Origin of the sequence: Variovorax paradoxus NBRC 15149, from assembly GCF_001591365.1 — a bacterium.
Taxonomy (GTDB): Bacteria; Pseudomonadota; Gammaproteobacteria; order Burkholderiales; family Burkholderiaceae_C; genus Variovorax; species Variovorax paradoxus.
Window position 1 is genome coordinate 206,471 of record NZ_BCUT01000005.1, and the last position, 24,014, is coordinate 230,484.

General features: G+C 68.1%; 28 protein-coding genes. 17 read left to right on the plus strand and 11 right to left on the minus strand.

The features are described from left to right. Positions 1-7: 7 nt before the first annotated feature. Genes VPA02S_RS21265 through VPA02S_RS21280 form a run of 4 tightly spaced genes read right to left on the minus strand, consistent with a single transcriptional unit; the run spans position 8 to position 4,462 of the window. Positions 8-997, minus strand: a complete 990-nt coding sequence (locus VPA02S_RS21265; protein WP_018906698.1) for a Bug family tripartite tricarboxylate transporter substrate binding protein — start codon at positions 995-997, stop codon at positions 8-10. Between the two features lie 51 nt (positions 998-1,048). Continuing rightward, entirely contained in the window at positions 1,049-1,813 is a 765-nt protein-coding gene (locus VPA02S_RS21270; protein WP_018906699.1) for an SDR family NAD(P)-dependent oxidoreductase, read from the minus strand. A 25-nt stretch (positions 1,814-1,838) separates the two neighbouring features. Continuing rightward, positions 1,839-3,692 carry a feruloyl-CoA synthase gene (locus tag VPA02S_RS21275; protein ID WP_018906700.1) on the minus strand — a complete coding sequence of 618 codons (1,854 nt, stop codon included), beginning with the start codon at positions 3,690-3,692 and terminating at the stop codon, positions 1,839-1,841. Then, positions 3,689-4,462 carry a crotonase/enoyl-CoA hydratase family protein gene (locus tag VPA02S_RS21280; protein WP_018906701.1) on the minus strand — a complete coding sequence of 258 codons (774 nt, stop codon included), beginning with the start codon at positions 4,460-4,462 and terminating at the stop codon, positions 3,689-3,691. Before VPA02S_RS21280 ends, VPA02S_RS21275 begins: the two co-directional genes overlap by 4 nt. A gap of 104 nt (positions 4,463-4,566) precedes the next feature. Here VPA02S_RS21280 and VPA02S_RS21285 point away from each other — a divergent pair, with 104 nt between their 5' ends. Further along, positions 4,567-5,433, plus strand: a complete 867-nt coding sequence (locus VPA02S_RS21285; RefSeq protein WP_062365513.1) for an amidohydrolase family protein — start codon at positions 4,567-4,569, stop codon at positions 5,431-5,433. A 27-nt stretch (positions 5,434-5,460) separates the two neighbouring features. Here the strand turns inward: VPA02S_RS21285 and kefC are convergent, their stop codons facing one another. After that, the gene (gene kefC / locus VPA02S_RS21290; RefSeq protein ID WP_018906702.1) at positions 5,461-7,311 is read right to left on the minus strand and encodes a glutathione-regulated potassium-efflux system protein KefC; all 1,851 of its coding nucleotides are present in this window, start codon (positions 7,309-7,311) and stop codon (positions 5,461-5,463) included. 2 nt (positions 7,312-7,313) lie between these two features. Continuing rightward, positions 7,314-8,009 carry a glutathione-regulated potassium-efflux system oxidoreductase KefF gene (gene kefF / locus VPA02S_RS21295; protein WP_062365514.1) on the minus strand — a complete coding sequence of 232 codons (696 nt, stop codon included), beginning with the start codon at positions 8,007-8,009 and terminating at the stop codon, positions 7,314-7,316. 92 nt (positions 8,010-8,101) lie between these two features. Between kefF and VPA02S_RS21300 the strand changes: the two genes are divergently transcribed. Both VPA02S_RS21300 and VPA02S_RS21305 read left to right on the plus strand, forming a co-directional pair. Further along, positions 8,102-8,722: a nucleotide-binding protein gene (locus VPA02S_RS21300; protein ID WP_062365515.1), complete on the plus strand. Its 621-nt coding sequence runs from the start codon at positions 8,102-8,104 to the stop codon at positions 8,720-8,722. Positions 8,723-8,774: 52 nt separating this feature from the next. Beyond that, entirely contained in the window at positions 8,775-9,245 is a 471-nt protein-coding gene (locus VPA02S_RS21305; protein ID WP_062365516.1) for a MaoC family dehydratase, read from the plus strand. A gap of 9 nt (positions 9,246-9,254) precedes the next feature. Here the strand turns inward: VPA02S_RS21305 and trmL are convergent, their stop codons facing one another. Continuing rightward, entirely contained in the window at positions 9,255-9,716 is a 462-nt protein-coding gene (trmL, locus tag VPA02S_RS21310; RefSeq protein WP_015867166.1) for a tRNA (uridine(34)/cytosine(34)/5-carboxymethylaminomethyluridine(34)-2'-O)-methyltransferase TrmL, read from the minus strand. A 19-nt stretch (positions 9,717-9,735) separates the two neighbouring features. Then, the gene (locus VPA02S_RS21315) at positions 9,736-10,452 is read right to left on the minus strand and encodes a ComF family protein (protein WP_062365517.1); all 717 of its coding nucleotides are present in this window, start codon (positions 10,450-10,452) and stop codon (positions 9,736-9,738) included. A 23-nt stretch (positions 10,453-10,475) separates the two neighbouring features. Between VPA02S_RS21315 and VPA02S_RS21320 the strand changes: the two genes are divergently transcribed. From VPA02S_RS21320 to VPA02S_RS21350, 8 genes are all read left to right on the plus strand, one after another. Continuing rightward, positions 10,476-11,390, plus strand: coding sequence for a class I SAM-dependent methyltransferase (locus tag VPA02S_RS21320; protein ID WP_018906707.1), 915 nt, complete (start codon positions 10,476-10,478; stop codon positions 11,388-11,390). Positions 11,391-11,558: 168 nt separating this feature from the next. Continuing rightward, the gene (locus VPA02S_RS21325; protein WP_015867163.1) at positions 11,559-12,035 is read left to right on the plus strand and encodes a DUF2244 domain-containing protein; all 477 of its coding nucleotides are present in this window, start codon (positions 11,559-11,561) and stop codon (positions 12,033-12,035) included. Between the two features lie 60 nt (positions 12,036-12,095). Then, the gene (coxB, locus tag VPA02S_RS21330) at positions 12,096-13,274 is read left to right on the plus strand and encodes a cytochrome c oxidase subunit II (protein WP_015867162.1); all 1,179 of its coding nucleotides are present in this window, start codon (positions 12,096-12,098) and stop codon (positions 13,272-13,274) included. A gap of 46 nt (positions 13,275-13,320) precedes the next feature. Further along, a complete protein-coding gene (gene ctaD, locus VPA02S_RS21335; protein ID WP_015867161.1) occupies positions 13,321-14,952 on the plus strand; it encodes a cytochrome c oxidase subunit I in 1,632 nt (543 codons plus the stop codon). 31 nt (positions 14,953-14,983) lie between these two features. Continuing rightward, positions 14,984-15,100, plus strand: coding sequence for a cytochrome oxidase small assembly protein (locus VPA02S_RS32120; RefSeq protein ID WP_208856271.1), 117 nt, complete (start codon positions 14,984-14,986; stop codon positions 15,098-15,100). A 28-nt stretch (positions 15,101-15,128) separates the two neighbouring features. Continuing rightward, positions 15,129-15,755 (plus strand): cytochrome c oxidase assembly protein, encoded by a 627-nt coding sequence (locus VPA02S_RS21340; protein ID WP_018906709.1) that lies wholly within the window; start codon positions 15,129-15,131, stop codon positions 15,753-15,755. Further along, positions 15,752-15,961: a DUF2970 domain-containing protein gene (locus VPA02S_RS21345; RefSeq protein ID WP_015867158.1), complete on the plus strand. Its 210-nt coding sequence runs from the start codon at positions 15,752-15,754 to the stop codon at positions 15,959-15,961. The genes VPA02S_RS21340 and VPA02S_RS21345 overlap by 4 nt, the downstream gene beginning before the upstream one ends. A 70-nt stretch (positions 15,962-16,031) precedes the next feature. Further along, positions 16,032-16,913, plus strand: coding sequence for a cytochrome c oxidase subunit 3 (locus VPA02S_RS21350; RefSeq protein WP_062365518.1), 882 nt, complete (start codon positions 16,032-16,034; stop codon positions 16,911-16,913). A gap of 74 nt (positions 16,914-16,987) precedes the next feature. Here the strand turns inward: VPA02S_RS21350 and VPA02S_RS21355 are convergent, their stop codons facing one another. Further along, positions 16,988-17,209 (minus strand): twin transmembrane helix small protein, encoded by a 222-nt coding sequence (locus VPA02S_RS21355; protein ID WP_015867156.1) that lies wholly within the window; start codon positions 17,207-17,209, stop codon positions 16,988-16,990. 36 nt (positions 17,210-17,245) lie between these two features. Here VPA02S_RS21355 and VPA02S_RS21360 point away from each other — a divergent pair, with 36 nt between their 5' ends. From VPA02S_RS21360 to VPA02S_RS21385, 6 genes are read left to right on the plus strand one after another with little or no spacing between them, the layout of a single operon-like run. Further along, positions 17,246-18,055, plus strand: a complete 810-nt coding sequence (locus VPA02S_RS21360) for an SURF1 family protein (protein ID WP_062365519.1) — start codon at positions 17,246-17,248, stop codon at positions 18,053-18,055. Next, positions 18,039-18,722, plus strand: coding sequence for a redox-active disulfide-containing membrane protein (locus VPA02S_RS21365; RefSeq protein ID WP_062365520.1), 684 nt, complete (start codon positions 18,039-18,041; stop codon positions 18,720-18,722). Before VPA02S_RS21360 ends, VPA02S_RS21365 begins: the two co-directional genes overlap by 17 nt. A 6-nt stretch (positions 18,723-18,728) precedes the next feature. Beyond that, complete coding sequence (locus tag VPA02S_RS21370) at positions 18,729-19,955, plus strand: COX15/CtaA family protein (RefSeq protein WP_062365521.1); 1,227 nt, start codon at positions 18,729-18,731, stop codon at positions 19,953-19,955. Next, the gene (cyoE, locus tag VPA02S_RS21375) at positions 19,952-20,857 is read left to right on the plus strand and encodes a heme o synthase (protein WP_015867152.1); all 906 of its coding nucleotides are present in this window, start codon (positions 19,952-19,954) and stop codon (positions 20,855-20,857) included. The genes VPA02S_RS21370 and cyoE overlap by 4 nt, the downstream gene beginning before the upstream one ends. 28 nt (positions 20,858-20,885) lie before the next feature. After that, the gene (locus tag VPA02S_RS21380; protein ID WP_026284245.1) at positions 20,886-21,503 is read left to right on the plus strand and encodes an SCO family protein; all 618 of its coding nucleotides are present in this window, start codon (positions 20,886-20,888) and stop codon (positions 21,501-21,503) included. Between the two features lie 10 nt (positions 21,504-21,513). Continuing rightward, positions 21,514-22,353 carry a DNA alkylation repair protein gene (locus VPA02S_RS21385; RefSeq protein WP_062365522.1) on the plus strand — a complete coding sequence of 280 codons (840 nt, stop codon included), beginning with the start codon at positions 21,514-21,516 and terminating at the stop codon, positions 22,351-22,353. A gap of 47 nt (positions 22,354-22,400) precedes the next feature. On the opposite strand, the gene rpoH is transcribed toward VPA02S_RS21385, so the two are convergent. Beyond that, complete coding sequence (rpoH, locus tag VPA02S_RS21390) at positions 22,401-23,342, minus strand: RNA polymerase sigma factor RpoH (RefSeq protein ID WP_015867149.1); 942 nt, start codon at positions 23,340-23,342, stop codon at positions 22,401-22,403. A gap of 147 nt (positions 23,343-23,489) precedes the next feature. Continuing rightward, positions 23,490-23,954: an Mpo1 family 2-hydroxy fatty acid dioxygenase gene (locus VPA02S_RS21395; RefSeq protein WP_062365523.1), complete on the minus strand. Its 465-nt coding sequence runs from the start codon at positions 23,952-23,954 to the stop codon at positions 23,490-23,492. Positions 23,955-24,014: the final 60 nt, after the last annotated feature.

Genomic DNA, 24,014 nt, shown 5'->3' on the forward strand with positions numbered 1-24,014 from the left:
GGGTGCGTCAGGACTCGGCGGTGAAGCCGATCTTCTTGACCAGCGGACCCCAGCGCTCGTATTCGGACTGGAGCGATTTCTTCATGTCCTCGGGCGAGGAACCGTGGGCCACCAGGCCGACCGACAGCAGGCCCTCGGCCACGGCCTTGTCCTTGAGCGCGGCCTGGATCGCCGTGCTCGCGGTGGCAATGACGGCGGCGGGCGTCTTGGCCGGCGCGAAGAAGCCGAACCATTCGTCGGCCACGATCTCCGGAAAGCCCTGTTCGGTGAAGGTGGGCACGTCGGGCAGGTAGGCCGCGCGCTGCGCGCCCGAGGTGGCGAGCACGCGCAGCTTGCCGGCCTTGGCGAAGGGCAGGTAGTCGCCGACAGGCGTCATGCTCGAGGCGATCTGCCCGCCCACCACATCGTTGATGGCCGGCAGCGAGCCGCGGTAGGGAACGTGGCGCAGGTCGGTGCCGGTGTTCAGGCCCAGCAGCGCGCCCAGGAAGTGCGGCGTGGAGCCCGCGCCCGGCGAGCCGTAGCTGGCCTGGCCGGGGTTGGCCTTGGCCCAGGCGATGTAGTCCTTCAGCGTCTTCACGCTGGCCGGCACCATCGGGCCGACGGCCAGGCCGTGCGTCATCACGGCGCCGATGGACACCGGCGCGAAATCGGCAAGGCTGTAGCTCAGCTTGGTGTAGATGTGCGGGTAGGTCGAAAGCGCCGAGGCCTGCGCGAGGCACAGCACCGAGCCGTCGGCCGGCGAGCCCTTGAGCGTGTCGAGCGCAATGCGCCCGCCCGCGCCGGGCTTGTTCTCGACCACCGCGTTGATCTTCGAATAGGGCGTGTCGCCCAGCTTCTCGGCCACCCGGCGCGCCACGCTGTCGCCCGCGCTGCCGGCCGGAAAGCCGTAGTAGATCTTGGCCTGCTGCACGGCCTGGGCGAGTGCGGCAAGCGGATGCAGGGCGCCGAGCGCGGCTGCGCCGCCGAGTGCCTGCACGAATTGGCGTCTGTTGGTCATGGTGTTGTCTCCTTGCCTTGCGGGGCTCTCTCTGTTTGCTGGGGCTGAAAATCAGCGCGGCGCCATGCGCAGGGCGCCGTCGAGGCGAATGACTTCGCCGTTGAGGTGGCCATTGGTCACGATGTGGCAGGCCAGCTCGGCAAATTCCGAAGGCTTGCCCAGGCGCGGCGGAAACGGGATCGACGCGGCCAGCGATTGCTGCACGGCTTCGGGCAGTTCCATCAAAAGCGGCGTGGCAAAGAGGCCCGGCGCCACGGTGCAGACGCGGATCGCGTGCTGCGCGAGGTCGCGCGCCATCGGCAGCGTCATGCCCACGAGGCCGCCCTTGGAGGCGCTGTAGGCCTGCTGGCCTACCTGGCCATCGAAGGCCGCGACGGAGGCGGTGAAGAGCATCACGCCCTTCTCGCCGTTGTCGAGCGCGTCAAGCTTGGCGCAGCGTGCAGCAAAGAGGCGCGCCATGTTGTAGCCGCCGACCAGGTTGATGTTGACCACGCGCACGAAGTCTTCGAGCGGCGCGGGGTTGCCGTCCTTGCCGACGATGCGCTTGGCGCTGCCGATGCCGGCCACGTTCATCAGGATGCGCGCGGGGCCGTGTGCGGCCGCGGCCTTGTCGAGCGCGGCATTGACGCTCTCGGTGTCGGTGATGTCGCAGACGCACGCGACGCCGCTGATCTCTGCGGCCACCTTGGCGGCGAGCTCTGCATTGCGGTCGAGCACCGCCACCTTGGCGCCCAGGCGCGCGAGTTCGCGCGCGGTGGCTTCGCCCAGGCCCGATGCGCCGCCGGTCACGAGTGCGGCTTGTCCTTCGATCTTCATGGTGTGTGTCTCCTCGGGTGGTGGTTCAGCGGGGCTTCAGGGTGAAGGGCAGGGTGTCGGCATGCAGCGCCTCGACGAGCTCGGCGCGGTGCTTGAGCACGGCGCGCTGGTTGATGGAGCCCTTGTCGGTCACTTCGCCCTTGTCGATGGAAGGCGGCTCGGCCATCAGGTGCAGCCGCGCGATGCGGTTGGCGCTGCCGGTGCCCATGGCCGCCAGCGCATTGGCCACCTGCTGGAAGTGCGCCTGCACCGGCGCGCTTTCGAGCACCTGCTGCATCGATGCGCCTTCGGACAGGCCGGCCAGTTCCCGCACCTTCTGCGTCGGAAAGACCAGCGCGCCGACTTCCTTCAGGTTGATGCCGGTCAGCACCGCGTCCTGCACGTAGGGCGCGCCGGCCGCGATGATCTTGGCGCGCAGCGGACCCACGCTCACGAAGGTGCCGGTGGCGAGCTTGAAGTCTTCGGCAATGCGGCCGTCGAAGCGCAGCCCGCGGTGGATGTTCGACTCGTCGATCCACTTCACCGCGTCGCCGGTCGAGAAGAAGCCCTCGTCGTCGAAGGCCTCGGCCGTGGCCTCGGGCGCGCGCCAGTAGCCGGGCGTGATGTTGGGGCCGCGGTAGCGCACCTCGGTCTTGCCGTCGACCTCGATCAGCTTGAGCTCGATGCCGGCCGCGGGCAGGCCCACGTCGCCCGACTTGACCTCGGGCCCCGTGACGTAGAGCGCGAACGGCCCCGATTCGGTCATGCCCAGGCCCGTGCCCATCACGATGCGCTCGCCGACTTCGGACTCCTGCGTCTTGTGCAGGCTGTCCCACACGGGCTGCGAGAGCGCGGCGCCCGAGTAGAAGAACATCTTCACGCGCGACAGCAGGTTGCGGCGCAGCACCGCATCGGTTTCCATGGCGTGCGCAATGGCCTCGAAGCCGGTCGGCACGTTGAAGTAGATGGTGGGCGCGATCTCGCGCAGGTTGCGCAGCGTCTCGGCCATGCCGGCGGGCGTGGGCTTGCCGTCGTCGATGTAGAGCGTGCCGCCGTTGTCCAGCACGATGCCCACGTTGTGGTTGCCGCCGAAGGTGTGGTTCCAGGGCAGCCAGTCGACCAGCACCGGCGGCTCCTCGCCCAGGGCGGGAATCGACTGGCGCAGCTGCTGCTGGTTGGCGCACCACATGCGGTGCGTGTTGATCACCGCCTTGGGCATCTTGGTGGAGCCCGAGGTGAAGAGGAACTTGGTGATGGTGTCGGGGCCGGTGGCGCGCATCGCGGCATCGATGGCGGGCGTGGCCGGCGTGGCGGCCAGCGCATCGAACGAGGTGGCGTCGCGGCCTTCGAGCGCGCCTTCAGCGATCACCACTTCGGTCCCGGCAGGCACGGTGGCGGCAATGGCGCGGCCGAAGCGCGCGGCATCGGCCGCGAACACCAGGCCCGGCGTGAGCGTGTCCAGCACGTGGCGCAGCTTCTCGAAGTCCTGGCTCACCACAGAGTAGGGCGGCGACACCGGGCAGTACGGCACGCCCGCGTAGAGGCAGCCGAGCGCCATCAGCGCATGTTCGATACCGTTCTCGCTCAGGATCGCGACCGGGCGCTCCGCGCTCAGGCCGCGATCGAGCAGCGCCTGGCCGATGCCGCGCGCCTTGTGCAGCGCCTCGGCGTAGCTCACGCGCTGCCAGTCGCCGGTGCTGCCATCGGCCAGCCGTTCGCGGCGGGCGATGAAGGTGCGCTCGGGCGCCTGCTCGGCCCAGTGCGCGAGGCGGTCGGTCATGCGGTCGCGGTAGGGCGCGAGCTGGGTTTCGGCCCGCAGGTACTGGGTGCCCGGCGCACCTTGGCGCAGCACGGCGCGCGTGACGCCGAAGGCCAGCGGACGGTATCGGATGGTGGTCATTCCTTGCTCACCTTGGCGCCGCGGCCTTCGAGGAAATCGCGCACGCGCGCCTTGGCCTCGGGCGCGTTCTGCACGATGCCGGACATCAGCGCCTCGGTGAAGAAGCCGTGGTCGGCCGACTGCTCGGCAATGCGCGGCAGCGCATGCATCAGCGCGTAGTTGGTCAGCGGCGCATTGGTGGCCACGCGCTTGGCGAGTTCGAAGGCCTTGTCGAAGGCCGCGCCCTCGTCGACCAGGTACTGCGCGAAGTTGGCGCGCTCGCCGTCCTCGGCGTTGTAGACGCGGCCGGTCATCATCATGTCGGTCATGCGCGCCACGCCGATCAGCTTGGGAATGCGCACCGAGCCGCCGCCGCCCACGAAGATGCCGCGCGAGCCTTCGGGCAGCGCGTAGAAGGTGCTGCGGTCGGCCACGCGGATGTGGCAGGCGCTCGCCAGCTCGAGGCCGCCGCCCACCACCGCGCCGTGCAACGCCGCGATCACCGGCACCGGGCCGTGCTGGATCAGGTCGAGCGCGCCGTGCCACAGCCGCGAGTGCTGCATGCCCTGGCCGGCGTCGCGCTCCTTCAGCTCGCTCAGGTCGAGGCCGGCGCAGAAGTGCGGGCCTTCGCCGTCGAGCACCGCGGCGCGCACCGTGGAAGGCAGCGTCTCGAAGGTATTGCGCAGCGCGAGGATCAGGCTGTCCGAGAGCGCGTTGCGCTTGGCGCCGCGCGTCAGGCGGACGATGGCCACGTCGTCGCGGATGTCGAGTTGGAGGTCGGGATTGGTCATGATTGCATTCGTGTGTGAGTTGGATTATGGTTATGATAAATAATCAATTCAAGGCACTTGAGACCCCCGATCCCTAGGGACTTACCCGTACTGGAGACAACGACATGGACCACCAGAACCTGATCGCCATCGACATCCACACCCACGCCGAAGTGAGCTGCTGGAACCCCTTCGACAACTACGGCGAGGAATACGACCGCGCCGCCGACAAGTACTTCGGCTCCAGCGGCCGGCCCACCATTGCCGAGAGCGTGGCCTACTACCGCGAACGCAGGATCGGGCTGGTGATGTTCATGGTCGATGCCGAATCGAACATGGGCCGCCGCCGCATCCCGAACGAGGAAATCGCCGAAGCCGCGCAGAAGAACAGCGACATGATGATCGCCTTCGCGAGCATCGATCCGCACAAGGGCAAGATGGGCGCGCGCGAGGCGCGGCGCCTGATTGAAGAGCACGGCGTGAAGGGCTTCAAGTTCCACCCGACGGTGCAGGCCTTCCACCCCTACGACAAGATGGCCTGGCCGCTGTACGAGGTGATTGCCGAGCACAAGCTGCCGGCCATCTTCCACACCGGCCACAGCGGCATCGGCTCGGGCATGCGCTGCGGCGGGGGCCTCAGGCTGGAGTACAGCAACCCGATGCACCTGGACGACGTGGCCATCGACTTTCCCGACATGCAGATCGTGATGGCGCACCCCAGCTTTCCCTGGCAGGACGAGGCGCTGAGCGTGGCCACGCACAAGCCGAACGTCTGGATCGACCTTTCGGGCTGGAGCCCCAAGTACTTTCCGAAGCAGCTGGTGCAGTACGCCAACACGCTGCTGAAGGACCGCATCCTGTTCGGCAGCGACTATCCGCTGATCACGCCCGACCGTTGGATGAAGGACTTCGAGACCGCCGGCTTCAAGCCCGAGGTGATGCCGGGCATCCTGAAGGGCAATGCGGTCAGGCTGCTGAAGCTGGAGGGCTGAGCGCCAGTAGGCGGGGCCCGGCGCGGGCTACGCGTCCGCCTCTTCCTTTTCCTCGATCAGGTCCCAGTCGAGGCCCGAGCGGCGCTGCCGTTCCTCGCGTTCGCGCGCCATCTGTTCCTCGAACTGCTGGCGGCCGGCCTTGCTGGCCGCGATCAGCTGGGCGCGGTCCTTGTAGTGCGGGTACATCTCGTCGCCGAGCTTGAGGTTCCGGCGGCGAAAGCGCATGGCCGATTCGCGCGCCTCGTGCGCCGGCCAGCCCAGCGCCTCGAGCGCGGTGCGCGCGCTGCGCAGCGACGACTCGAACACTTCGCGCTCCACGTCCGTCACGCCGCGGTCGCGCAGCTGGAACAGGTGGTTCACGTTGCGCGCCCGCGCGATGATGCGGGCCTTCGGAAAGTGCTCCTTCACGAGATCGACGATCTCCAGCGACTGCTCGATGTCGTCCACCGCCACCACGATGGCCTTGGCCGTGCCGGCGCCCGCGGTGCGCAGCAGGTCCAGCCGCGTCGCGTCGCCGTAGAACACGCGAAAGCCGAACTGGCGCAGGCCCTCCACGGTGTCGGCGTCGTGGTCGAGCACCGTCACGCGCAGGCCCTGCGATATCAGCATGCGGCCCACGATCTGGCCGTAGCGCCCGAAGCCGCAGATCAGCACCTTGGCGTCCTGCTGCTCTGAAATTTCTTCCAGCTGCGTGCCGTTGCTGCGGCTGTAGCGCGGCAGCACGAACTTGTCGAGCAGCACCAGCAGGAGCGGCGACAGCAGCATCGACAGCGCCACCGCGCCGATCAGGAGCGAGGTGGTCTCGGGCGGCAGCACGTCGGGCCCCGCGGCCTGGAACACCACGAACGCGAACTCGCCGCCTTGCGCCAGCAGCAGCGTGAACACCGGCCGCTCCTGGTAGGCCAGGCCCATGGCCTTGGCCAGCGCGTAGATCACGGCCAGCTTGATGGCCATGAAGCCGACCACCAGCAGCGCCATCAGCCCGGGGCTCGCGATCAGCACGCCGAAGTTGATCGACATGCCCACGGCAATGAAGAACAGGCCCAGCAGCAGGCCCTTGAAGGGCTCGATGTCGGTCTCGAGCTCGCGCCGGTATTCGCTCTCGGCCAGCAGCACGCCGGCAAGGAAGGCGCCCAGCGCCATCGACAGGCCCACGAACTGCATCAGCGCGGCGATGGCCACCACCAGGAGCAGCGCCGCGGCGGTGAAGATCTCGGGCGTGTTGCTGCGCGCGATCCAGCGCAGCAGCGGACGCAGGGCCAGCCGGCCGCCGAGGATGATGCCGGCGATCACGCCGACGATCTTCAGGCCCTCGAGCGTGCGGTCCAGCCCGCTGAGCGACTGCTCGGCCGCCGTGGCGCCGGCCAAGAGCGGCAGCAGCGCGAGGATCGGAATGGCTGCCACGTCCTGGAACAGCAGGATCGAGAAGCCCGCCTGGCCGCTCGGGGTCTTCAGCAGGTTGCGTTCGCCCAGCACCTGCAGCGCGATGGCGGTGGAAGACAGCGCCAGGCCGAGCGCCGCCACCAGCGCCACCCGCCACGCCACGCCCGCGGCAAAGCCGACGGCAAACAGCACCGCGGCGCAGCTCAGCACCTGCGCGGTGCCCCAGCCGAAGATCGGCCGGCGCAGGTTCCACAGGCGCTTGGGTTCGAGCTCCAGGCCCACGAGGAACAGCATCAGCACCACGCCGAACTCGGCGAAATGCAGCACGTCCTCCACGCTGGAGACGAGCCCGAGCCCCCACGGGCCGATCGCGATGCCGGCCACGAGGTAGCCGATGATGGAGCCCAGGCCCAGCGCCTTGGACAGCGGCACCACCAGCACGGCGGCGCCCAGGTAGATCAGGCTGTTGGTCAGCCAGGCGGGTGCGTGTTCCATGCTCAGGCCATGCCTTTTTCGTTGTTCTGTTCATCGTTGGCGGCGGACGCCGCCTCGTCCAGGCCATCGGCTTCGGCCGGGCGGTCGGTTTCGGGCACCGGGCAGGCCACGCAGGCGTCGAGCTCCTCGAGCTCGGGCCATTGCGGGTAGCTGCCGAGCCGCTGGGCGAACACCTCGACGTGTGCCGCCACCTCGTCCTCCGCGGCGCTGCGCGCGCCGTGCAAGACCAGCGGCGGCAGGAAGCGCATGCCGCACAGCGCCGCGGTCTGCTCGTAGGGCGGCAGGAAGGCGTCGAAGAAATAGCGGTGGTAGCTCTGGGGGTGGTAGCTCGCCTCGGGGCTTCCCGTGGTGGCGACCAGCCAGCAGTCCTTGCCCTGCAGGGCCGTGCCGCCGGGGCCGTAGGCCCATCCGTAGCTGAGCACGTCGTCGAGCCAGAGTTTTTGCAGCGCCGGCATCGAATACCACTGGATCGGGTGCAGCAGCACCACCAGGCGGGCCCTGGCGAGCCGGGCGTGTTCGGCCTCGACGTCGATCGAGAAGTCCGGGTAGCTGCCGTAGATGTCGTTGACATCGACCCCCGGCACGCCGCGCGCGGCGGCCAGCATGCGCCGGTTCACGCGCGAGTCGCGCCAGTGCGGATGGGCCGCGAGCACGTAGATGCCGCCGGTGTCGCCGGCGGCCGATGTTGTTGTCGTCATGCCGCGAACATAGCGCAGGTTTGGCGCTTGCCGGGGCCGAACGCATCCCGTGTCGCTACGATGCGGAGGTTTCCAGCTCTGGAGGAGATGCTATGCCGGTGGTTCTGGTCGCCAATCCCAAGGGTGGCGTGGGCAAATCGACGCTCGCAACCAACATTGCGGGCTACTTTGCGAGCCGCGGCCATGCGGTGATGCTGGGCGACGTGGACCGCCAGCAGTCCTCGCGCCTCTGGCTGGGCCTGCGCCCGCCGCAGGCGCGGGCCATCGCCACCTGGGAAGCCACCGGCGACAGCGCCGTGGTGCGGCCGCCGCGCGGCACCACGCATGCGGTGCTCGACACCCCCGCAGGCCTGCACGGCTGGCGCTTCAAGGAGGTGCTGGCGCTGGCCGACCGGGTGATCGTGCCGCTGCAGCCGAGCATCTTCGACATCTACGCCACGCGCGACTTCCTCGACCGGCTGAAGGAGCAGCGCCGCGCCGAAAAGACGAAGATCAGCCTCGTGGGCATGCGCGTGAACGCCCGCACCCTGGCGGCCGACCGGCTGCACGAGTTCATCGCCAGCCTTGGCGTGCCGGTACTGGGCGAGCTGCGCGACACCCAGAACTACGTGCAGCTCGCGGCGCGCGGGCTCACGCTGTTCGACATCGCGCCGGGCCGGGTGCAGCGCGACCTGGCGCAGTGGCAGCCGATCTGCGACTGGCTCGAAGGCTGAGGATCGCGGCTGTCGCAAGGCCGACAGCCGCGCCGCCGGCCTTCGCGCCAGAATGCCCCGCATGACCAAAAAGACATTCCAGACGCTTCAGGATCTTGCGGCCTGCGTCGGCCAGGAAGTTGCCGTGAGCGACTGGATCACCATCACGCAAGCGCAGGTGAACCAGTTCGCCGAGGCCACGGGCGACCACCAGTGGATCCATGTCGACGTCGAGCGCGCCAAGGCCGGGCCCTTCGGCGGGCCGATCGCCCATGGCTTCCTCACGCTGTCGCTGCTGCCGCGCTTCTTCGAGGCGGCGCTCGATGTGGTCGAGTCGCGCATGGGCGTGAACTACGGGCTGAACCGGGTGCGCTTCATGTCGCCGGTGCCGGTGGGCAAGCGGCTGCGCGCGCGCATGAAGCTGCTCACGGCGGAGCCGATCGCCGACGACGGCATCCAGATGACCTGGGAAGCCACGATCGAGCTCGAAGGCGCGGCCAAGCCGGCCTGCGTGGCCGAATCGGTGGTGCGCCGCTACCGCTGAGGTCTTTGCTCAGCCGAAGCCGTTCTGGCGCCAGGCTTCGAAGACGGTCACCGCCACGGCATTCGAGAGATTCAGGCTGCGCTGTCCTTCGCGCATCGGCAGCCGCAGGCGCTGCGGTTCGGCAAAGCCCTCGCGTACAGCGGGCGGCAGGCCGCTGGTCTCCGAGCCGAACACCAGCCAGTCGCCCGGCTGGAAGCGCACGTCGTGCACGGCCCGCGTGCCGCGCGTGGTGAGCGCGAACATGCGCTCGGCGGCCGGCCGCTCGGCCTCGAGCAGCGCCTGCCAGCCGGCGTGGCGCTTCACTTCGGCGTATTCGTGATAGTCGAGCCCGGCGCGGCGCAGCAGGCGGTCGTCCATCGAGAAACCCAGCGGCTCGACCAGGTGGAGCGTGCAGCCGGTGTTGGCGGCAAGGCGGATCACGTTGCCCGTGTTCGGCGGGATTTCGGGCTGGACCAGGACGATATGGAACATGCGCCGATTGTCGCGGTGCTCAATGCGGCGGATCGGTGCGCGCGAACACCAGGGCCGTAACGTGCGCCGCGCCCGCCAGCCGCAGCGCCGCGGCGGCCGCGAACAGCGAGGCGCCGCTGGTCATCACGTCGTCGACCAGCACCACGCGCCGGCCTTGCAGCTCGTGGGCGCGCAAGGGCTCCACCGCGAAGGCGCCGCGCAGGTTGCCAAGGCGCTCGGCGCGCGCGAGGCCGCTCTGCGCCGGCGTCTCGCGGGTACGCAGCAGCAGCGCCGCGTCGGTCTTGGCGGGCGCGAGCCGGCGCGCCAGTTCGAGCGCCTGGTTGAAGCCGCGCTCGCGCAGCCGGGCCGGCGCCATCGGCATGGGCAGCACCCGGTCGCATTGCTCCAGCGCCGGCTCCACCCACGGCACGCTGCGCATCAGCGTGGCGAGCGGCCCGGCCCAGCCGGCCTCGCCGTGGAACTTGAATTGAGCGATGCAATCGGGCCAGGGCCACGCATAGGCGCAGGCTGCAAAGCAGGCATCGAGCGGCGGCGGATCGCGCATGCATTCGCTGCACCGCGCCACGCCCTCGGGCACCGGCAGGGCGCAGCTGCCGCAGCGCGCGGCCGGCGGCGCGAAGCGCGCCACGCAGCCATCGCAGATGCGGCGCGAGGGCCATGCGCGGCACACCTCGCACTGGCTGGGCAGCCGTGCGAGCAGAGAGGTCAAAGGCCGGTCGGCCCAACGGCTGAACATGGGCTCAATATACTCACGGCCCCATGGCCACCGACCCCGCAAGAAGACCGCCGACCATCGATCCCACGGCGGCCGCGCGCTGGAGCCGGCTCGCGCCCGCCGACGGCTCACCCTGGCTGCACGAGGAAATCGGCCGCCGCATGGAAGACCGGCTGCAATGGATCAAGGCGCAGCCACGCACCTGGGCCGACTGGGCGCCGCTGCGCGGCGGCCTCGAGGCGCACGAGCTGGTGGCCCGGCGCTACCGCGAAGCCGCCTGCTTCGTGATCGAACCCGAAGCGAACCTGGCCGCCGCGGCCGGCGAGGCGCTGGCCGCGCCCTGGTGGAGCGCGCGACGCTGGCAGGGCAGCAAGCTGCGCTTCGACGCACCGCCCGAAGACGGCGTGGACCTGCTCTGGGCCAACATGTCGCTGCACATGGCGGCCGACCCCGAGGCGCTCATCGCGCGCTGGCACCGGCTGGTGGCGACCGACGGCTTCCTGATGTTCTCGTGCCTGGGCCCCGACACGGTGCGCGAGCTGCGGGCGCTGCATGCCCGGCTTGGCTGGCCGGCCGCGGGCCACGAATACACCGACATGCACGACTGGGGCGACATGCTGGTGCATGCCGGCTTCGCCGAGCCGGTGATGGACATGGAACGCATCGTGCTCACCTGGGCCACGCCCGAAGCGGCACTGGCCGAGCTGCGCACGCTCGGGCGCAACCTGCATCCCGCGCGCTTCCCGGCGCTTCGGGGCAAGGCATGGCACCAGGCGCTCAAGCACGCATTGCCCGAACTGGCGCCGGCGCAGGAGGGCGGCGGGCGCATCGCGCTGACCTTCGAGGTCATCTACGGCCATGCCTTCAAGCCCGCGCCGCGCGTGGCGCTTTCGGCCGAGAGCGCGGTGTCGCTGCGCGAGATGCGCTCGATGCTGCAGCGCGGTCGGCCCGGCGCCTGAGCGGCGCGCCCGGCCCGCTCCCGCATCCGCGACCGGGCGCCTGTGTCTACCCGCTACAATCCGCCGTTGCGTGAAACTCGCGGGTAGTGTTCCGCGAACGAGGTCTGTCCGATCCTGTGGAGACAAGGGGTCTGGCAGCGTCGACGCACCGATTTGCTGAACTCGCCCGTGTCGAATTCCGTGTTTCGTTTTGCCACCGTTTCAGGCCAGAACATCCACTGGTTCCTGAAGCGCAATTGCTCGGTGACGCCGAGCCAGCTGGGCTGGCTCTACGCCTCGCTGTGCGTGGTATCGCTCGGTATCGGCGCGGTCTTCTGGATGCTCGGTGCGCCGCTGGTTCTGCCTTTTGCCTGGCTCGAACTGGCCGCGGTGGGTTTCGCGTTCATGCTGTACGCACGGCACGCAACCGATGGAGAACGGATTGCGCTGCAGGGCGGCCGGCTGGTGGTGGAACTCGAGAACGGTGGCGACTACGAGCGCACGGAATTTCTGCCGCACCAGGTGCGGATCGAACCGCAGGCCAGCGATCGTTCGCTGATCGAGGTCTCGGGTCAGGGTCGATCGGTCAGGGTGGGGCGCTATGTACGCCCGGAGTTGCGAGCCGCATTGGCGCGCGAGATTCGCATGGCGTTGCGTGGCGCCTGAGGGCTCGCGCGGCGCTGCACGGTTGGGTTTGTTGAAAAAAATTGAAGAAACGTGAACACGATGAAGAGCATTTGGCGCAATAAGTACAGGCCGGCGAATCTGTTGCTGGCGGCCGGCGCGGCTTTCAGCGGCGCGGCGCACGCAGTCAACGATCTGCCCGGCGGCCCCTCGGTGCGCCAGCTGAACCTTCCGCTGGGCGTCACCAAGATTGCGCAGGAACAGCATTTCCTGCACACGGTGATGATGATCCTGTGCACGGTCATCTTCGTTGCCGTGTTCGCGGTCATGTTCTATTCGATATGGAAGCACCGCAAGTCGGTCGGCCACAAGGCGGCCAACTTCCATGAATCGGTGGTGGTCGAGGTCATCTGGACCATCGTGCCCTTCATCATCGTGATCGTGATGGCGCTGCCCGCCACCAAGGTGCTGGTGGCCCAGAAGGACACCACCAACGCCGACCTCACCATCAAGACCACCGGCTACCAGTGGAAGTGGGGCTACGACTACCTGAACGGCGAAGGCGAGGGCCTGGCCTTCATCTCCACGCTCGACAGCTCGCAGCGCGCCATGTCCGACGCCGGTGCCAAGGGCGCCATGCCCGACGACTACCTCTTCAAGGTCGACAACCCGATGGTGGTGCCGGTCCAGAAGAAGGTGCGCATCATCACCACCGCCAACGACGTGATCCACGCGTTTGCCGTGCCCCAGCTGGGCATCAAGCAGGATGCGGTTCCCGGCTTCGTGCGCGATACCTGGTTCCGCGCCGAGACCGTGGGCGACTACTACGGCCAGTGCCAGGAACTCTGCGGCAAGGAACACGCCTACATGCCGATCCACGTGAAGGTGGTCTCGGCCGCCGACTACACGGCCTGGGTCGATGGCAAGCGCAAGGAAGCCGCGGCCAAGCTCGACGATCCGAGCAAGGTCTGGACCCTGCCCGACATGTTGGCGCGCGGCGAGAAGGTCTATGCCGCCAACTGCGCGGCCTGCCACCAGGCCAACGGCAAGGGCGCCGGCCCGATCAAGCCGCTGGACGCCAGCCCCAAGGTGCTCGACACCGACCACAAGGTGCAGCTCACGGTGCTGCTCAACGGCCAGAACAATGGCGCGATGCCCTCCTGGAAGCAGCTGAGCGACACCGACCTCGCGGCCGTTGCCACCTACACCAAGAACAGCTGGTCGAACAAGACGGGCCAGCTGGTGCAGCCGGCCGAAGTTCTGGCCCTGCGCGGCAAGTGACCGCGTCCAAGCGCCCCGCGACGAAGAAATTGCAAGGAACAACGAAATGAGTGCAGTCCTCGACCCCCACGGTCACGCCCACGACGGCCACGCACACGACGAGCACCACGCAGCGCCCACCGGCTGGCGCCGCTGGGTGTTCGCCACCAACCACAAGGACATCGGCACGCTCTACCTGCTGTTCAGCTTCACCATGCTGATGGTGGGCGGCGTGCTTGCGCTCCTGATCCGCGCCGAGTTGTTCCAGCCCGGCCTGCAGCTGGTGAACCCCGAGCTGTTCAACCAGTTCACCACCATGCACGGCCTGATCATGGTGTTCGGCGCCATCATGCCCGCCTTCGTCGGCTTCGCGAACTGGATGATCCCGCTGCAGATCGGCGCATCCGACATGGCATTCGCGCGCATGAACAACTTCAGCTTCTGGCTGCTGATCCCCGCCGCGCTGATGCTCGTGGGCTCGTTCTTCATGCCCGGCGGCGCGCCCGCCGCGGGCTGGACGCTCTACGCGCCGCTCACGCTGCAGATGGGCCCCTCGATGGACGCCGGCATCTTCGCGATGCACATCATGGGCGCTTCGTCGATCATGGGCTCGATCAACATCATCGTCACCATCCTGAACATGCGCGCCCCCGGCATGACGCTCATGAAGATGCCGATGTTCTGCTGGACCTGGCTCATCACCGCCTACCTGCTGATCGCCGTGATGCCCGTGCTCGCAGGCGCCATCACCATGACGCTGACCGACCGCCACTTCGGCACCAGCTTCTTCAACCCCGCCGGCGGCGGCGACCCGGTGATGTACCAGCACATCTTCTGGTTCTTCGGCCACCCCGAGGTCTACATCATGATCTTGCCGGCCTTCGGCATCATCAGCCAGATCGTGCCGGCGTTCTCGCGCAAGCGGCTGTTCGGCTACGCCTCGATGGTGTACGCCACCTCGTCGATCGCGATCCTGTCGTTCATCGTCTGGGCGCACCACATGTTCACGACCGGCATGCCGGTCACGGGCCAGCTGTTCTTCATGTACGCGACCATGCTGATCGCGGTGCCCACGGCCGTGAAGATCTTCAACTGGATCGCCACCATGTGGCAGGGCTCGATGACCTTCGAGACCCCGATGCTGTTCGCGGTGGGCTTCATCTTCGTGTTCACGATGGGCGGCTTCACCGGCCTCATCCTGGCCATCGCCCCGATCGACATCCAGCTGCAGGACACCTACTACGTGGTGGCCCACTTCCACTACGTGCTGGTGGCCGGCTCGCTCTATGCCATGTTCGCGGGCTACTACTACTGGGCGCCCAAGTGGACCGGCGTGATGTACAACGAAACGCGCGGCAAGATCCACTTCTGGTGGTCGCTGATCTCGTTCAACGTCACCTTCTTCCCGATGCACTTCCTCGGCCTCGCGGGCATGCCGCGCCGCTATGCCGACTACCCGATGCAGTTCGCCGACTTCAACGCGGTGGCTTCGGTGGGTGCGTTCGCCTTCGGTCTGGCCCAGGTCTACTTCTTCTTCTTCATCGTGCTGCCGACCATGCTCGGCAAGGGCGAGAAGGCAGCGCAGAAGCCCTGGGAAGCGGCTGAAGGCCTCGAGTGGGAAGTGCCGTCGCCGGCGCCCTTCCACACCTTCGAGAACCCGCCCAAGCTCGATGCGACCGCCACCAAGGTGATCGGCTGAACCGCACCGGCCGCCGGCTTGCATGACCACGATGACCACGCCCGAACAGAAAAGGAACAACCGCCGCATGGGGCTCACGCTGGCCTCCATCGCCGTGCTGTTCTTTCTCGGATTCCTGGTCCGCATGATCTGGTTCAGCGGACGCTGAAGCACGAGCCAACGGAGCCGCCCGCATCATGAGCCTCGGTCAACGCATCAAGCGCGCCAATGTCCGCATGGTCGGCAAGCTGGCCGTGGTGGCCTGCGGCATGTTCGCGTTCGGCTATGCCCTGGTGCCGCTGTACCGCGCCATCTGCGAAATGACCGGCATCAACATCCTCGCGCTCAGCGAACTCGAGGTGCCGGGGGGCGCAAGCGGCGGCAAGAACGTGCGCGTGCCCGACAACACGCAGGTCGACACCACGCGCACCATCACGGTCGAGTTCGACTCCAACGTGCGCGGTGCCCTCTGGGACTTCAAGCCCGCCGAGCGGACGATTCAGGTGCACCCCGGCCAGCTCAACACCGTGGTCTACGAATTCCAGAACGTGCAGAACCGCCGCATGGCGGCGCAGGCCATCCCGAGCTATGCGCCGCAGCAGGCCGCGCCGTACTTCAACAAGCTGGAGTGCTTCTGCTTCAACCAGTACACGCTCGACCCGGGCGAGAAGAAGCAGTGGCCCGTCGCCTTCGTGATCGACCCGAAGATCTCCAGGGACGTGAAGACCATCACGCTGTCCTACACCTTCTTCGAAGTCGGCGGCAAGACGCCCGCGGCCCCGGTGGCCGCTGTTTCGAATGCTGCCCATGAGCCCCGTTCGTGACCGCACCGAACACGCCGCCCAAGGCCACGCTGTGGGACACGGTGAAGGCCGTGTGCTGGTCGTTCTTCGGGGTGCGCAAGAAAAGCGCCTACCAGGACGACCTGGCCAAGCTGAACCCGCTGCACATCATCGCGGTGGCCTTTGCAGCGGTCATCGTTTTCATCGTCGGCCTGGTGCTGCTGGTGCGCTACGTGGTTGCGCCCTGAGCCCGGTCCGCATGGCCCACGACATCCAGAACCCATCGAATCGAGAGAAGAAAGAAAGCCAGGAGCTGATATGAGTTCAACCACCCACGGCGCCACGCCCTACTACTTCGTGCCGGGGCCATCGGCCTTTCCGGTCATGGCTGCGACCGGCCTGTTCTTCGTGATTCTCGGCGCGGCCCAATGGATCAACGGCCACCAGTGGGGCGCCTGGTCCCTGCTGGCGGGCATGGTCGGGTGGCTCGCCACGCTGTTCGTGTGGTTCCGCACCGCCATCGGCGAAAGCGAAAGCGGCCAGTACGGCCACAAGATCGACCTCTCGTTCCGCTGGAGCATGAGCTGGTTCATCTTCTCCGAAGTGATGTTCTTCGGTGCCTTCTTCACCGCGCTGTGGTGGACCCGCACCCATTCGCTGCCGGCGCTCGGCAGCCTGGACAACGCGCTGCTCTGGCCCGACTTCAAGGCCGTGTGGCCCAGCGTTGCAGCCGGCGCCACCGGTTCGCCGGCCGACATCGTCGAGCCCTTCCAGACCGTCGGCCCGTTCTGGCTGCCCACGATCAACACCGCGCTGCTGCTGAGCTCGGGCGTGACGCTCACCATTGCCCACCACGCGCTGCGTGCCGGCCATCGTGCCCAGACCATCCGCTTCATGTGGCTCACCGTGCTGCTCGGCGTGCTGTTCCTGGGCGTGCAGGGCTACGAGTACCACCACCTGTACACCGAGCTGAACCTCAAGCTCAGCTCCGGCGCCTACGGCTCGACCTTCTTCATGCTGACCGGCTTCCACGGCCTGCACGTGTTCATCGGCATGCTGATGCTGCTGTTCATCACGCTGCGCCTGCAGAAGGGCCACTTCACGCCGGAGCGCCATTTCGGCTTCGAGGGCGCGGCCTGGTACTGGCACTTCGTCGACGTGGTGTGGCTCGGCCTCTACATGCTGGTGTACTGGCTTTGAGCGACCCCCGCGGCATGCAGAAAAAAAGGCGCCGGAAGGCGCCTTTTTCATGGTTCTCGTGGAACGAGCACCATCTACTTGCCGAGCGGGAGCCCGGTGGGCTGGATGTAGCCGAATTTCCAGGCCAGCAGCATGCAGAGGAACAAAAACACCGACAGGCCGATCCGAAAGGTGAGGGCGCGCGCCATGCCGCCGCTCTTGGCGCGCCCGTTGCGCCCGTCTTTCAGCATGTAGAAGAGCGCAAAGGCAAGGCTCGCGAAGATGCCCACGAAAACCAGGGCGACGAAATATTTCATGACCCCGATTATCGGCCGCACGCCTCATCCACTCCAGTGACGCCGGAACCCCTTCATTCCGCCCGCCAGAGGCCCAGGCGGGGCCGCTTCCTGCTGGTCACGCTGGCCGCCGTGCTGGCCCTTTGCGCCACGGTGTCGCTGGGCCGCTGGCAGCTGTCGCGCGCCGCGCAGAAGGAGGCGCTGCAGGCCGAGATCGAGGCCCAGAAGCAGAAGCCGCCGCTGGCCCAGGCCGAGTTCCTGGCGCTCGAGGCGCCGGCCGGCGAGCTGCACCGGCCGGTGCGGCTGCGCGGCCTCTGGCTGACGCCACAGACGGTCTACCTGGACAACCGGCAGATGCATGGCGTGCCGGGCTTCTACGTGCTGACGCCGTTCGCGCTGGAAGGCAGCGACCAGGCCGTGATGATCCAGCGCGGCTGGGTGCAGCGCAACTTCAACGACCGCACGCAGCTGGGCGCGGTCGAGACGCCGCCGGGCATCGTCGAAGTCACGGGCCTGATCGAGCCGCCGCCGGGCCACTTGTTCGAGCTCGGCAAGCCGGCCGCGGCCGCCTCGGCACCGGAATCCGCGGGGTCTTCGCCCATCCGGCAGAATCTCGACCTGGAAGCGTTCCGCGCCGAAACCAAGCTGCCGCTGCGAACCGACGTGTCGCTGCAGCAGGCCGGCCCCGCTTCCGAGGGGTTGCAGCGCGACTGGCCGGCCCCCGCTCTGGGTCTGGAGAAGCACTACGGCTATGCATTCCAGTGGTTCGGGCTTTCGGCCCTCGTGGTCATCCTCTATGTCTGGTTCCAAATCATTTCCCCCTACCGCCGCTCGAGGCGCCGCGCACGCGATGAACGCAGCCTCTGACGAACCGCTGGGCCTGACGGTGCACTCGATGCCGTCGCCCAACCAGGCGCTCGACGGTGCCGAGGGCCGCCGCACGGTGGCCGGGCGCTGGAAGATGATTGCCGTGATGCTGATGTGCGCCGCGCCCGTCATCGCGTCGTACTTCACCTACTACGTGATCCGGCCCGAGGGGCGCAGCGTCTACGGCGAGCTCATCGATCCGCAGCGCACGCTGCCTGTGCTCGCCACCACGGACCGCAGCGGCGCGCCGGTCGACCTGGCCACGCTCAAGGGCCAGTGGCTGCTGGTGGCCGTGGCCGATGCGGCCTGCGACGCGCTCTGCGAACAGCAGCTCTACCTGCAGCGCCAGCTGCGCGAGAGCCTGGGCCGCGAGAAGGACCGGCTCGACCGCGTCTGGCTCGTGAGCGATGCGGCGCCGGTTCCGGCGCGGCTGGACAACGGCCTGCGCGGCGCCACCGTGCTGCGCGTGCCGGCCGAGCAGTTGGCCAAGTGGCTCGCGCCCGCCCCGGGCCACGGGCTGGCCGAGCACCTGTACGTGGTCGATCCGATGGGCAACTGGATGATGCGATTTCCGGCCCGCATGGACGCCGCGGGCGCGAGCCGCGCCAAGCGCGACCTCGACCGCCTGCTGCGCGCCTCCGCCTCCTGGGACGAGCCCGGCCGCTAGCACCGCATGATGGACACCGGCTCGCTCTACGACCTCACCCCCGTCGCCTGGCTGATGGCTGCCGGCGTGCTGATCGCGCTCGGCCCGCTGGTGTGGGTGTGGCGCCGCAACGCGGGCGCCGGTCCGGCGCGCCGGCTGCATGCGCTCACCGTGCTGACGCTGTTCCTCACCTTCGACCTCACGCTGTTCGGCGCCTTCACCCGGCTCACCGATTCGGGCCTGGGCTGCCCCGACTGGCCGGGCTGCTACGGCAACGCGAGCCCGGTGGGCGCGCGCCACGAGATCGCCATGGCGCAGTCGGCCCAGCCGACCGGCCCCGTCACGCACAGCAAGGCCTGGGTCGAGATGGTGCACCGCTACCTGGCCACCGGCGTCGGTGTGCTGATCCTCGCGCTGGCGGGCGCCACCTGGGCCGTGCGGCGGCGCCAGCGCCGCATGCCGCCCGCGCCGGCGGACGGCGAGCACGCCACGCTCAGCGCCTGGTGGCCCGCGCTCACGCTGGCCTGGGTCTGCCTGCAGGGCGCATTCGGCGCGCTCACGGTCACCTGGAAGCTCTTTCCAGCGATCGTCACGCTGCACCTGCTGGGCGCCGTGGTGCTGCTGGTGCTGCTGTGCATCCAGGCGGTGCGCTACCGGCAGGCCGCCGCCGACCGCCTGCCCACGCCGGTGTCGCCTGCGCTGCGCAGCGGGCTGATCGCCACCTCGGCCCTGCTGCTGCTGCAGATCGCGCTCGGCGGCTGGGTCAGCACCAACTATGCGGTGCTGGCCTGCACCCAGTTCCCGACCTGCCAAGGCAGCTGGTGGCCGCCGATGAATTTTGCCCAGGGCTTCGAGATCTGGCGCCACCTGGGCGTGACCGGCAGCGGCGTGCCGCTCGATTTTTCCGCGCTCACCGCCATCCACTACGTGCATCGGCTGATGGCCTACGCCGTGTTCGCCGCGCTGGGCGTGCTCGCGTGGCAGCTGCGCCGCACGCCGCCGCTGCGGCCGCAGGCGCGCTGGCTCGCGGGACTCGCGCTGCTGCAGCTGGCCACCGGCCTCGGCAACGTGCTGCTCGGCTGGCCGCTGGTCGCCGCGGTCCTGCACACCGGGGGCGCCGCGGCGCTGGCCGTGGTGCTGACATGGGCGCTGTGCGAGAGCCGCCGCGTGGCCGTGGCCGCGACCGCGACCGCACACGATACGGACAAGGCGCCCGGCGCCCCACACAACAACCAGAGGGAGGCCGCCGCGTGAGCACGCCGATTTCCGTGCAGCAGACAAGCACCGCCAACGTGCTGCGCCAGTTCTATGCGCTGACCAAGCCGCGCGTGGTGCAGCTGATCGTCTTCTGCGCCCTCATCGGCATGGTGCTGGCCGTGCCCGGGCTGCCCTCGTGGGCCGACGTGCAGCGCGCCGTGCTGGCCTGCATCGGCATCTGGCTGGTGGCGGGCGCGGCGGCGGCGTTCAACTGCCTGGTCGAGAAGGGCATCGACGCCAAGATGAAGCGCACCGCCTGGCGCCCCACGGCGCGCGGGCAGCTCAGCGACCTGCAGGCGCTGGTGTTCTCGGCGCTGCTGTGCGCGGCCGGTTCTGCGCTGCTCTGGTTCCAGGTCAACCCGCTCACCATGTGGCTGACCTTTGCCACCTTCGTCGGCTATGCGGTGATCTACACCGTGATCCTCAAGCCGCTGACGCCGCAGAACATCGTGATCGGCGGCGCCTCGGGCGCGATGCCGCCGGTGCTGGGCTGGGCCGCAATGACCGGCGACGTGGGCCCCGAGGCGCTGATCCTGTTCCTGATCATCTTCCTGTGGACGCCGCCGCACTTCTGGGCGCTGGCGCTCTACCGCGTCGAGGACTACCGCAAGGCCGGCCTGCCGATGCTGCCCGTCACGCACGGCAACGAGTTCACGCGGCTGCAGGTGCTGCTCTACACCTTCATCCTGTTCGCGGCCTGCCTCATGCCTTTCATCTACGGCATGAGCGGCTGGCTCTACCTGGCGGTGGCGGTGGGCGTGAGCATCGGCTTCACGGGCTATGCCTTCGCCCTCTGGCGCAACTACTCCGATGCGCTGGCGCGCAAGACCTTCCGGTTCTCGCTGATCCATTTGAGCGTGCTGTTCGCGGCGCTGCTCGTCGACCATTACCTCCGCTGATTGATTGACTGACCGAATGCCCGTGCCCATGAACAAGCGAAATGCCCTCCAACTGATTGCCGGCGGTGCGGGATGGGCCGCCATGGCCGCCACCCTGGGCCTCGGTCTTTCGGCCTGCAGCGAAGCCAAGCCCAGCTTCAATGCGGTCGACATCACGGGCGCCGACTATGCCCGCGACTTCTCGCTCAAGGATGCCGACGGCAAGCTGCGCACGCTGGCCGATTTCAAGGGCAAGGTGGTCGTGCTGTTCTTCGGCTACGCGCAGTGCCCCGACGTCTGCCCCACCACCATGACCGAGATGGCGCAGGTCAAGCAGCAGCTCGGCAGCGATGGCGACAAGCTGCAGGTGCTGTTCGTCACGGTCGACCCGGCGCGCGACACGCCCGAGGTGCTCAAGGCCTACATGGGCGCGTTCGACCCGGGCTTCGTCGCGCTGATTCCCACGGCCGACCAGCTCGCCCAGGTCGCCAAGGACTTCAAGGTCTACTTCAAGAAGGTCGAGGGCAAGACTCCCACGAGCTACTCGATGGACCATTCGGCCGCCAGCTTCGTCTACGACACCGACGGCCGGCTGCGGCTCTACGCGCGCTATGGCGCCGGCGTGGCGCCGATGGTGTCGGACGTGAAGGCGCTGCTCAAGTCCTGACCGCGCGCCCATGGACGCCGCCCTTGCCCTGGCCTCCGTCGAGCACCTGAAGGCGCGCCGGGGCGCCTTCCGCATCGCACTCATTCCGCCCGAGGTGCTGCGCGCGCTCAACGACGGGCTGCTCGAGACCGTCAACCTCAACGAATTCTTGGCGCTCGAGCTGCCGCGGCTCGCGCGTAGCGTGGCGGCCCACATCGGGCTCGATCCGGCCAGCGAGCGGCTGGCCGACACCATCGCCATGCTCGGCGCATTCAAGCCGATGCAGCGGCACGGCCACATTGCCCGCGCGCTCTACGACCTGGCGGCGCTGCATGCCGAGCGCGACGCCGTCGCCCACCGGCTGGCCACGCACGCGAGCGACGTCGCGCGCTGCTGGGCCGCGCAGTGGGTCACGCTTTCGGGCCTGCCGCTGGCGGCGCAGCTGGAGGCGGTGCGGCGTTTTGCCGCCGATCCGCACTTCGGCGTGCGGGAAATCGCCTGGATGGCGGTGCGCGACGCGGTCATCGCCTCGCTCGACGAGTCGCTCGCGCTGCTGCAGCCGTGGACGGCCGATGCCGATCCGAACATCCGCCGCTTTGCCAGCGAGCTCACGCGCCCGCGCGGCGTCTGGTGCGCGCAGATCGACGCGCTCAAGGCCGAGCCCTGGCGCGCGCTGCCGCTCCTCGCGCCGCTGCGAGCCGACGCCAGCCGCTATGTGCAGAATTCGGTGGCCAACTGGCTCAACGACGCGAGCAAGACCCAGCCCGAGTGGGTCGACCGGCTCTGCGCGCGCTGGGTGGCCGAGTCGGACACACCGGCCACCCGCTACATTGCCAGGCGGGCGCTGCGCACGCTGGCCAAACAGGCATGAAAAAGCCCGGCACGCGGCCGGGCTTGTTCGGGTGAAGCTCAGAGGGCTCAGGCGTAGTCGGCCAGCGCCTTCTTCATCTTCTTCATGGCCGCGACTTCGATCTGGCGAATGCGCTCGGCGCTCACGCCGTACACCGCCGCCAGGTCGTGCAGCGTCATGCCGCCCGAACCGTCGTCGTTGACCTTGAGCCAGCGCTCTTCGACGATGCGGCGGCTGCGGTCGTCCAGCGCTTCGAGCGCGGTGGCAATGCCGTCGCTCGAAAGCCGGTCGCGCTGCTGCGACTCGAGCAGGGCGGTGGGTTCCTGCGTGGCGTCGGCCAGGTAGGCGATCGGGCCGAAGGCCTCGTCGCCGTCGTCCGACGGACCCGGATCGAGCAGCACGTCGCCGCCCGACAGGCGGGTTTCCATTTCCAGCACTTCTTCAGGCTTGACGTTGAGCCGGGTCGCCATCTGCGACACCTCGTCGGGGCTCAGCGTGTCGCGGTGCGTGCCGTTGTCGGCCGCGGCCGAGTCGGCCTTGAAGCCCTGCTTCATCGAGCGCAGGTTGAAGAACAGCTTGCGCTGGGCCTTGGTCGTCGCGACCTTGACCATGCGCCAGTTCTTCAGGATGTACTCGTGGATCTCGGCCTTGATCCAGTGCATGGCGTAGCTCACGAGCCGCACGCCCTGGTCGGGGTCGAAGCGCTTCACGGCCTTCATGAGGCCGACGTTGCCTTCCTGGATCAGGTCGCCGTGAGGCAGCCCGTAGCCCAGGTATTGGCGCGAAATGGACACCACGAGGCGCAGGTGCGAGAGGATCAGCGCACCGGCCGCTTCGAGGTCGTTGTGGTCGCGCAAACGGCGTGCGAAGCCCTGCTCTTCTTCGAGCGTGAGCATCGGCAGGCGGTTGGCGGCCGAAATATAAGCATCCAGGTTGCCCAGCGGCGGCACCATCGACCATGGATTGGCGACGGCGAGCTGGTTGGCAGAGGCTCCAGACAGCGTGGTCATCAGGGGAAACTCCTTTGTATTGGCCATATTAGCACTCGATTGGAGGGAGTGCTAAGCCAAGGGTTCCCCCTAAGTTTCTATCGCACCGATAGCCAAAGTTGTCAGCCGGACGGCGATCCGGCCTGCGGCGGCGTCCGACCCTGGGAATCACCAGCGGATACCGAGGCGCAAAAACAGCTTCGAGAGTACGAACAGCGGCCCCACCCAAAGATATTGGATGTCTTCGAAGAAAGAAGGTTTCCTGCCTTCGATCTTGTGGCCGATGAACTGGAAGATCCACGCCACCACGAAGATGGCGGCGGAAACCGGCAGTACAAGGCTCCCCATCGCATGGACCAGCGCCAGCACCAGGGCCGTGCCGGCCAGCATGGCGAGCAGGAACGCAGGGGAGCGGAGCAGGGCGTAGTAGACCAGGCTGGCCGCCACGAAGAGGTAGGCGGCCCACGGGTGCAACGCGAACAGCAGGCCGACGAGGCTCAGCATGATGGCCGGGATCGCGGCGAAGTGAATCAGCTCGTTGATCGGATGGCGGTGGCTTTCGCCATAGTGGGCCAGCAGCCGGTCGACCTTGCGCTCGCCCGCTGCCAGCGGGGCATCGGCGGTGTGCATCATGGTTGTTGTCTCCAAACGCCGTTCGGTGCGGCGGGTAGCGCATGGTGCTCCCGCGCGCAG

Bases quoted from the DNA above. Each gene is read 5' to 3' on its own strand.
- VPA02S_RS21320 (WP_018906707.1), top strand. From the start codon at position 10,476: ATGGCCACCGACCCCGCAAGAAGACCGCCGACCATCGATCCCACGGCG.
- VPA02S_RS21340 (WP_018906709.1), top strand. From the start codon at position 15,129: ATGAGCCTCGGTCAACGCATCAAGCGCGCCAATGTCCGCATGGTCGGC.
- VPA02S_RS21350 (WP_062365518.1), top strand. From the start codon at position 16,032: ATGAGTTCAACCACCCACGGCGCCACGCCCTACTACTTCGTGCCGGGG.
- VPA02S_RS21370 (WP_062365521.1), top strand. From the start codon at position 18,729: ATGATGGACACCGGCTCGCTCTACGACCTCACCCCCGTCGCCTGGCTG.
- VPA02S_RS21385 (WP_062365522.1), top strand. From the start codon at position 21,514: ATGGACGCCGCCCTTGCCCTGGCCTCCGTCGAGCACCTGAAGGCGCGC.
- rpoH (WP_015867149.1), bottom strand. From the start codon at position 23,342: ATGACCACGCTGTCTGGAGCCTCTGCCAACCAGCTCGCCGTCGCCAAT.
- VPA02S_RS21315 (WP_062365517.1), bottom strand. From the start codon at position 10,452: ATGTTCAGCCGTTGGGCCGACCGGCCTTTGACCTCTCTGCTCGCACGG.
- coxB (WP_015867162.1), top strand. From the start codon at position 12,096: ATGAAGAGCATTTGGCGCAATAAGTACAGGCCGGCGAATCTGTTGCTG.
- VPA02S_RS21365 (WP_062365520.1), top strand. From the start codon at position 18,039: ATGAACGCAGCCTCTGACGAACCGCTGGGCCTGACGGTGCACTCGATG.
- VPA02S_RS21275 (WP_018906700.1), bottom strand. From the start codon at position 3,692: ATGACCACCATCCGATACCGTCCGCTGGCCTTCGGCGTCACGCGCGCC.
- kefF (WP_062365514.1), bottom strand. From the start codon at position 8,009: ATGACGACAACAACATCGGCCGCCGGCGACACCGGCGGCATCTACGTG.
- VPA02S_RS21395 (WP_062365523.1), bottom strand. From the start codon at position 23,954: ATGATGCACACCGCCGATGCCCCGCTGGCAGCGGGCGAGCGCAAGGTC.
- VPA02S_RS32120 (WP_208856271.1), top strand. From the start codon at position 14,984: ATGACCACGCCCGAACAGAAAAGGAACAACCGCCGCATGGGGCTCACG.
- ctaD (WP_015867161.1), top strand. From the start codon at position 13,321: ATGAGTGCAGTCCTCGACCCCCACGGTCACGCCCACGACGGCCACGCA.
- VPA02S_RS21380 (WP_026284245.1), top strand. From the start codon at position 20,886: ATGAACAAGCGAAATGCCCTCCAACTGATTGCCGGCGGTGCGGGATGG.
- VPA02S_RS21300 (WP_062365515.1), top strand. From the start codon at position 8,102: ATGCCGGTGGTTCTGGTCGCCAATCCCAAGGGTGGCGTGGGCAAATCG.
- VPA02S_RS21280 (WP_018906701.1), bottom strand. From the start codon at position 4,462: ATGACCAATCCCGACCTCCAACTCGACATCCGCGACGACGTGGCCATC.
- VPA02S_RS21355 (WP_015867156.1), bottom strand. From the start codon at position 17,209: ATGAAATATTTCGTCGCCCTGGTTTTCGTGGGCATCTTCGCGAGCCTT.
- VPA02S_RS21305 (WP_062365516.1), top strand. From the start codon at position 8,775: ATGCCCCGCATGACCAAAAAGACATTCCAGACGCTTCAGGATCTTGCG.
- kefC (WP_018906702.1), bottom strand. From the start codon at position 7,311: ATGGAACACGCACCCGCCTGGCTGACCAACAGCCTGATCTACCTGGGC.
- VPA02S_RS21265 (WP_018906698.1), bottom strand. From the start codon at position 997: ATGACCAACAGACGCCAATTCGTGCAGGCACTCGGCGGCGCAGCCGCG.
- trmL (WP_015867166.1), bottom strand. From the start codon at position 9,716: ATGTTCCATATCGTCCTGGTCCAGCCCGAAATCCCGCCGAACACGGGC.
- VPA02S_RS21285 (WP_062365513.1), top strand. From the start codon at position 4,567: ATGGACCACCAGAACCTGATCGCCATCGACATCCACACCCACGCCGAA.
- VPA02S_RS21270 (WP_018906699.1), bottom strand. From the start codon at position 1,813: ATGAAGATCGAAGGACAAGCCGCACTCGTGACCGGCGGCGCATCGGGC.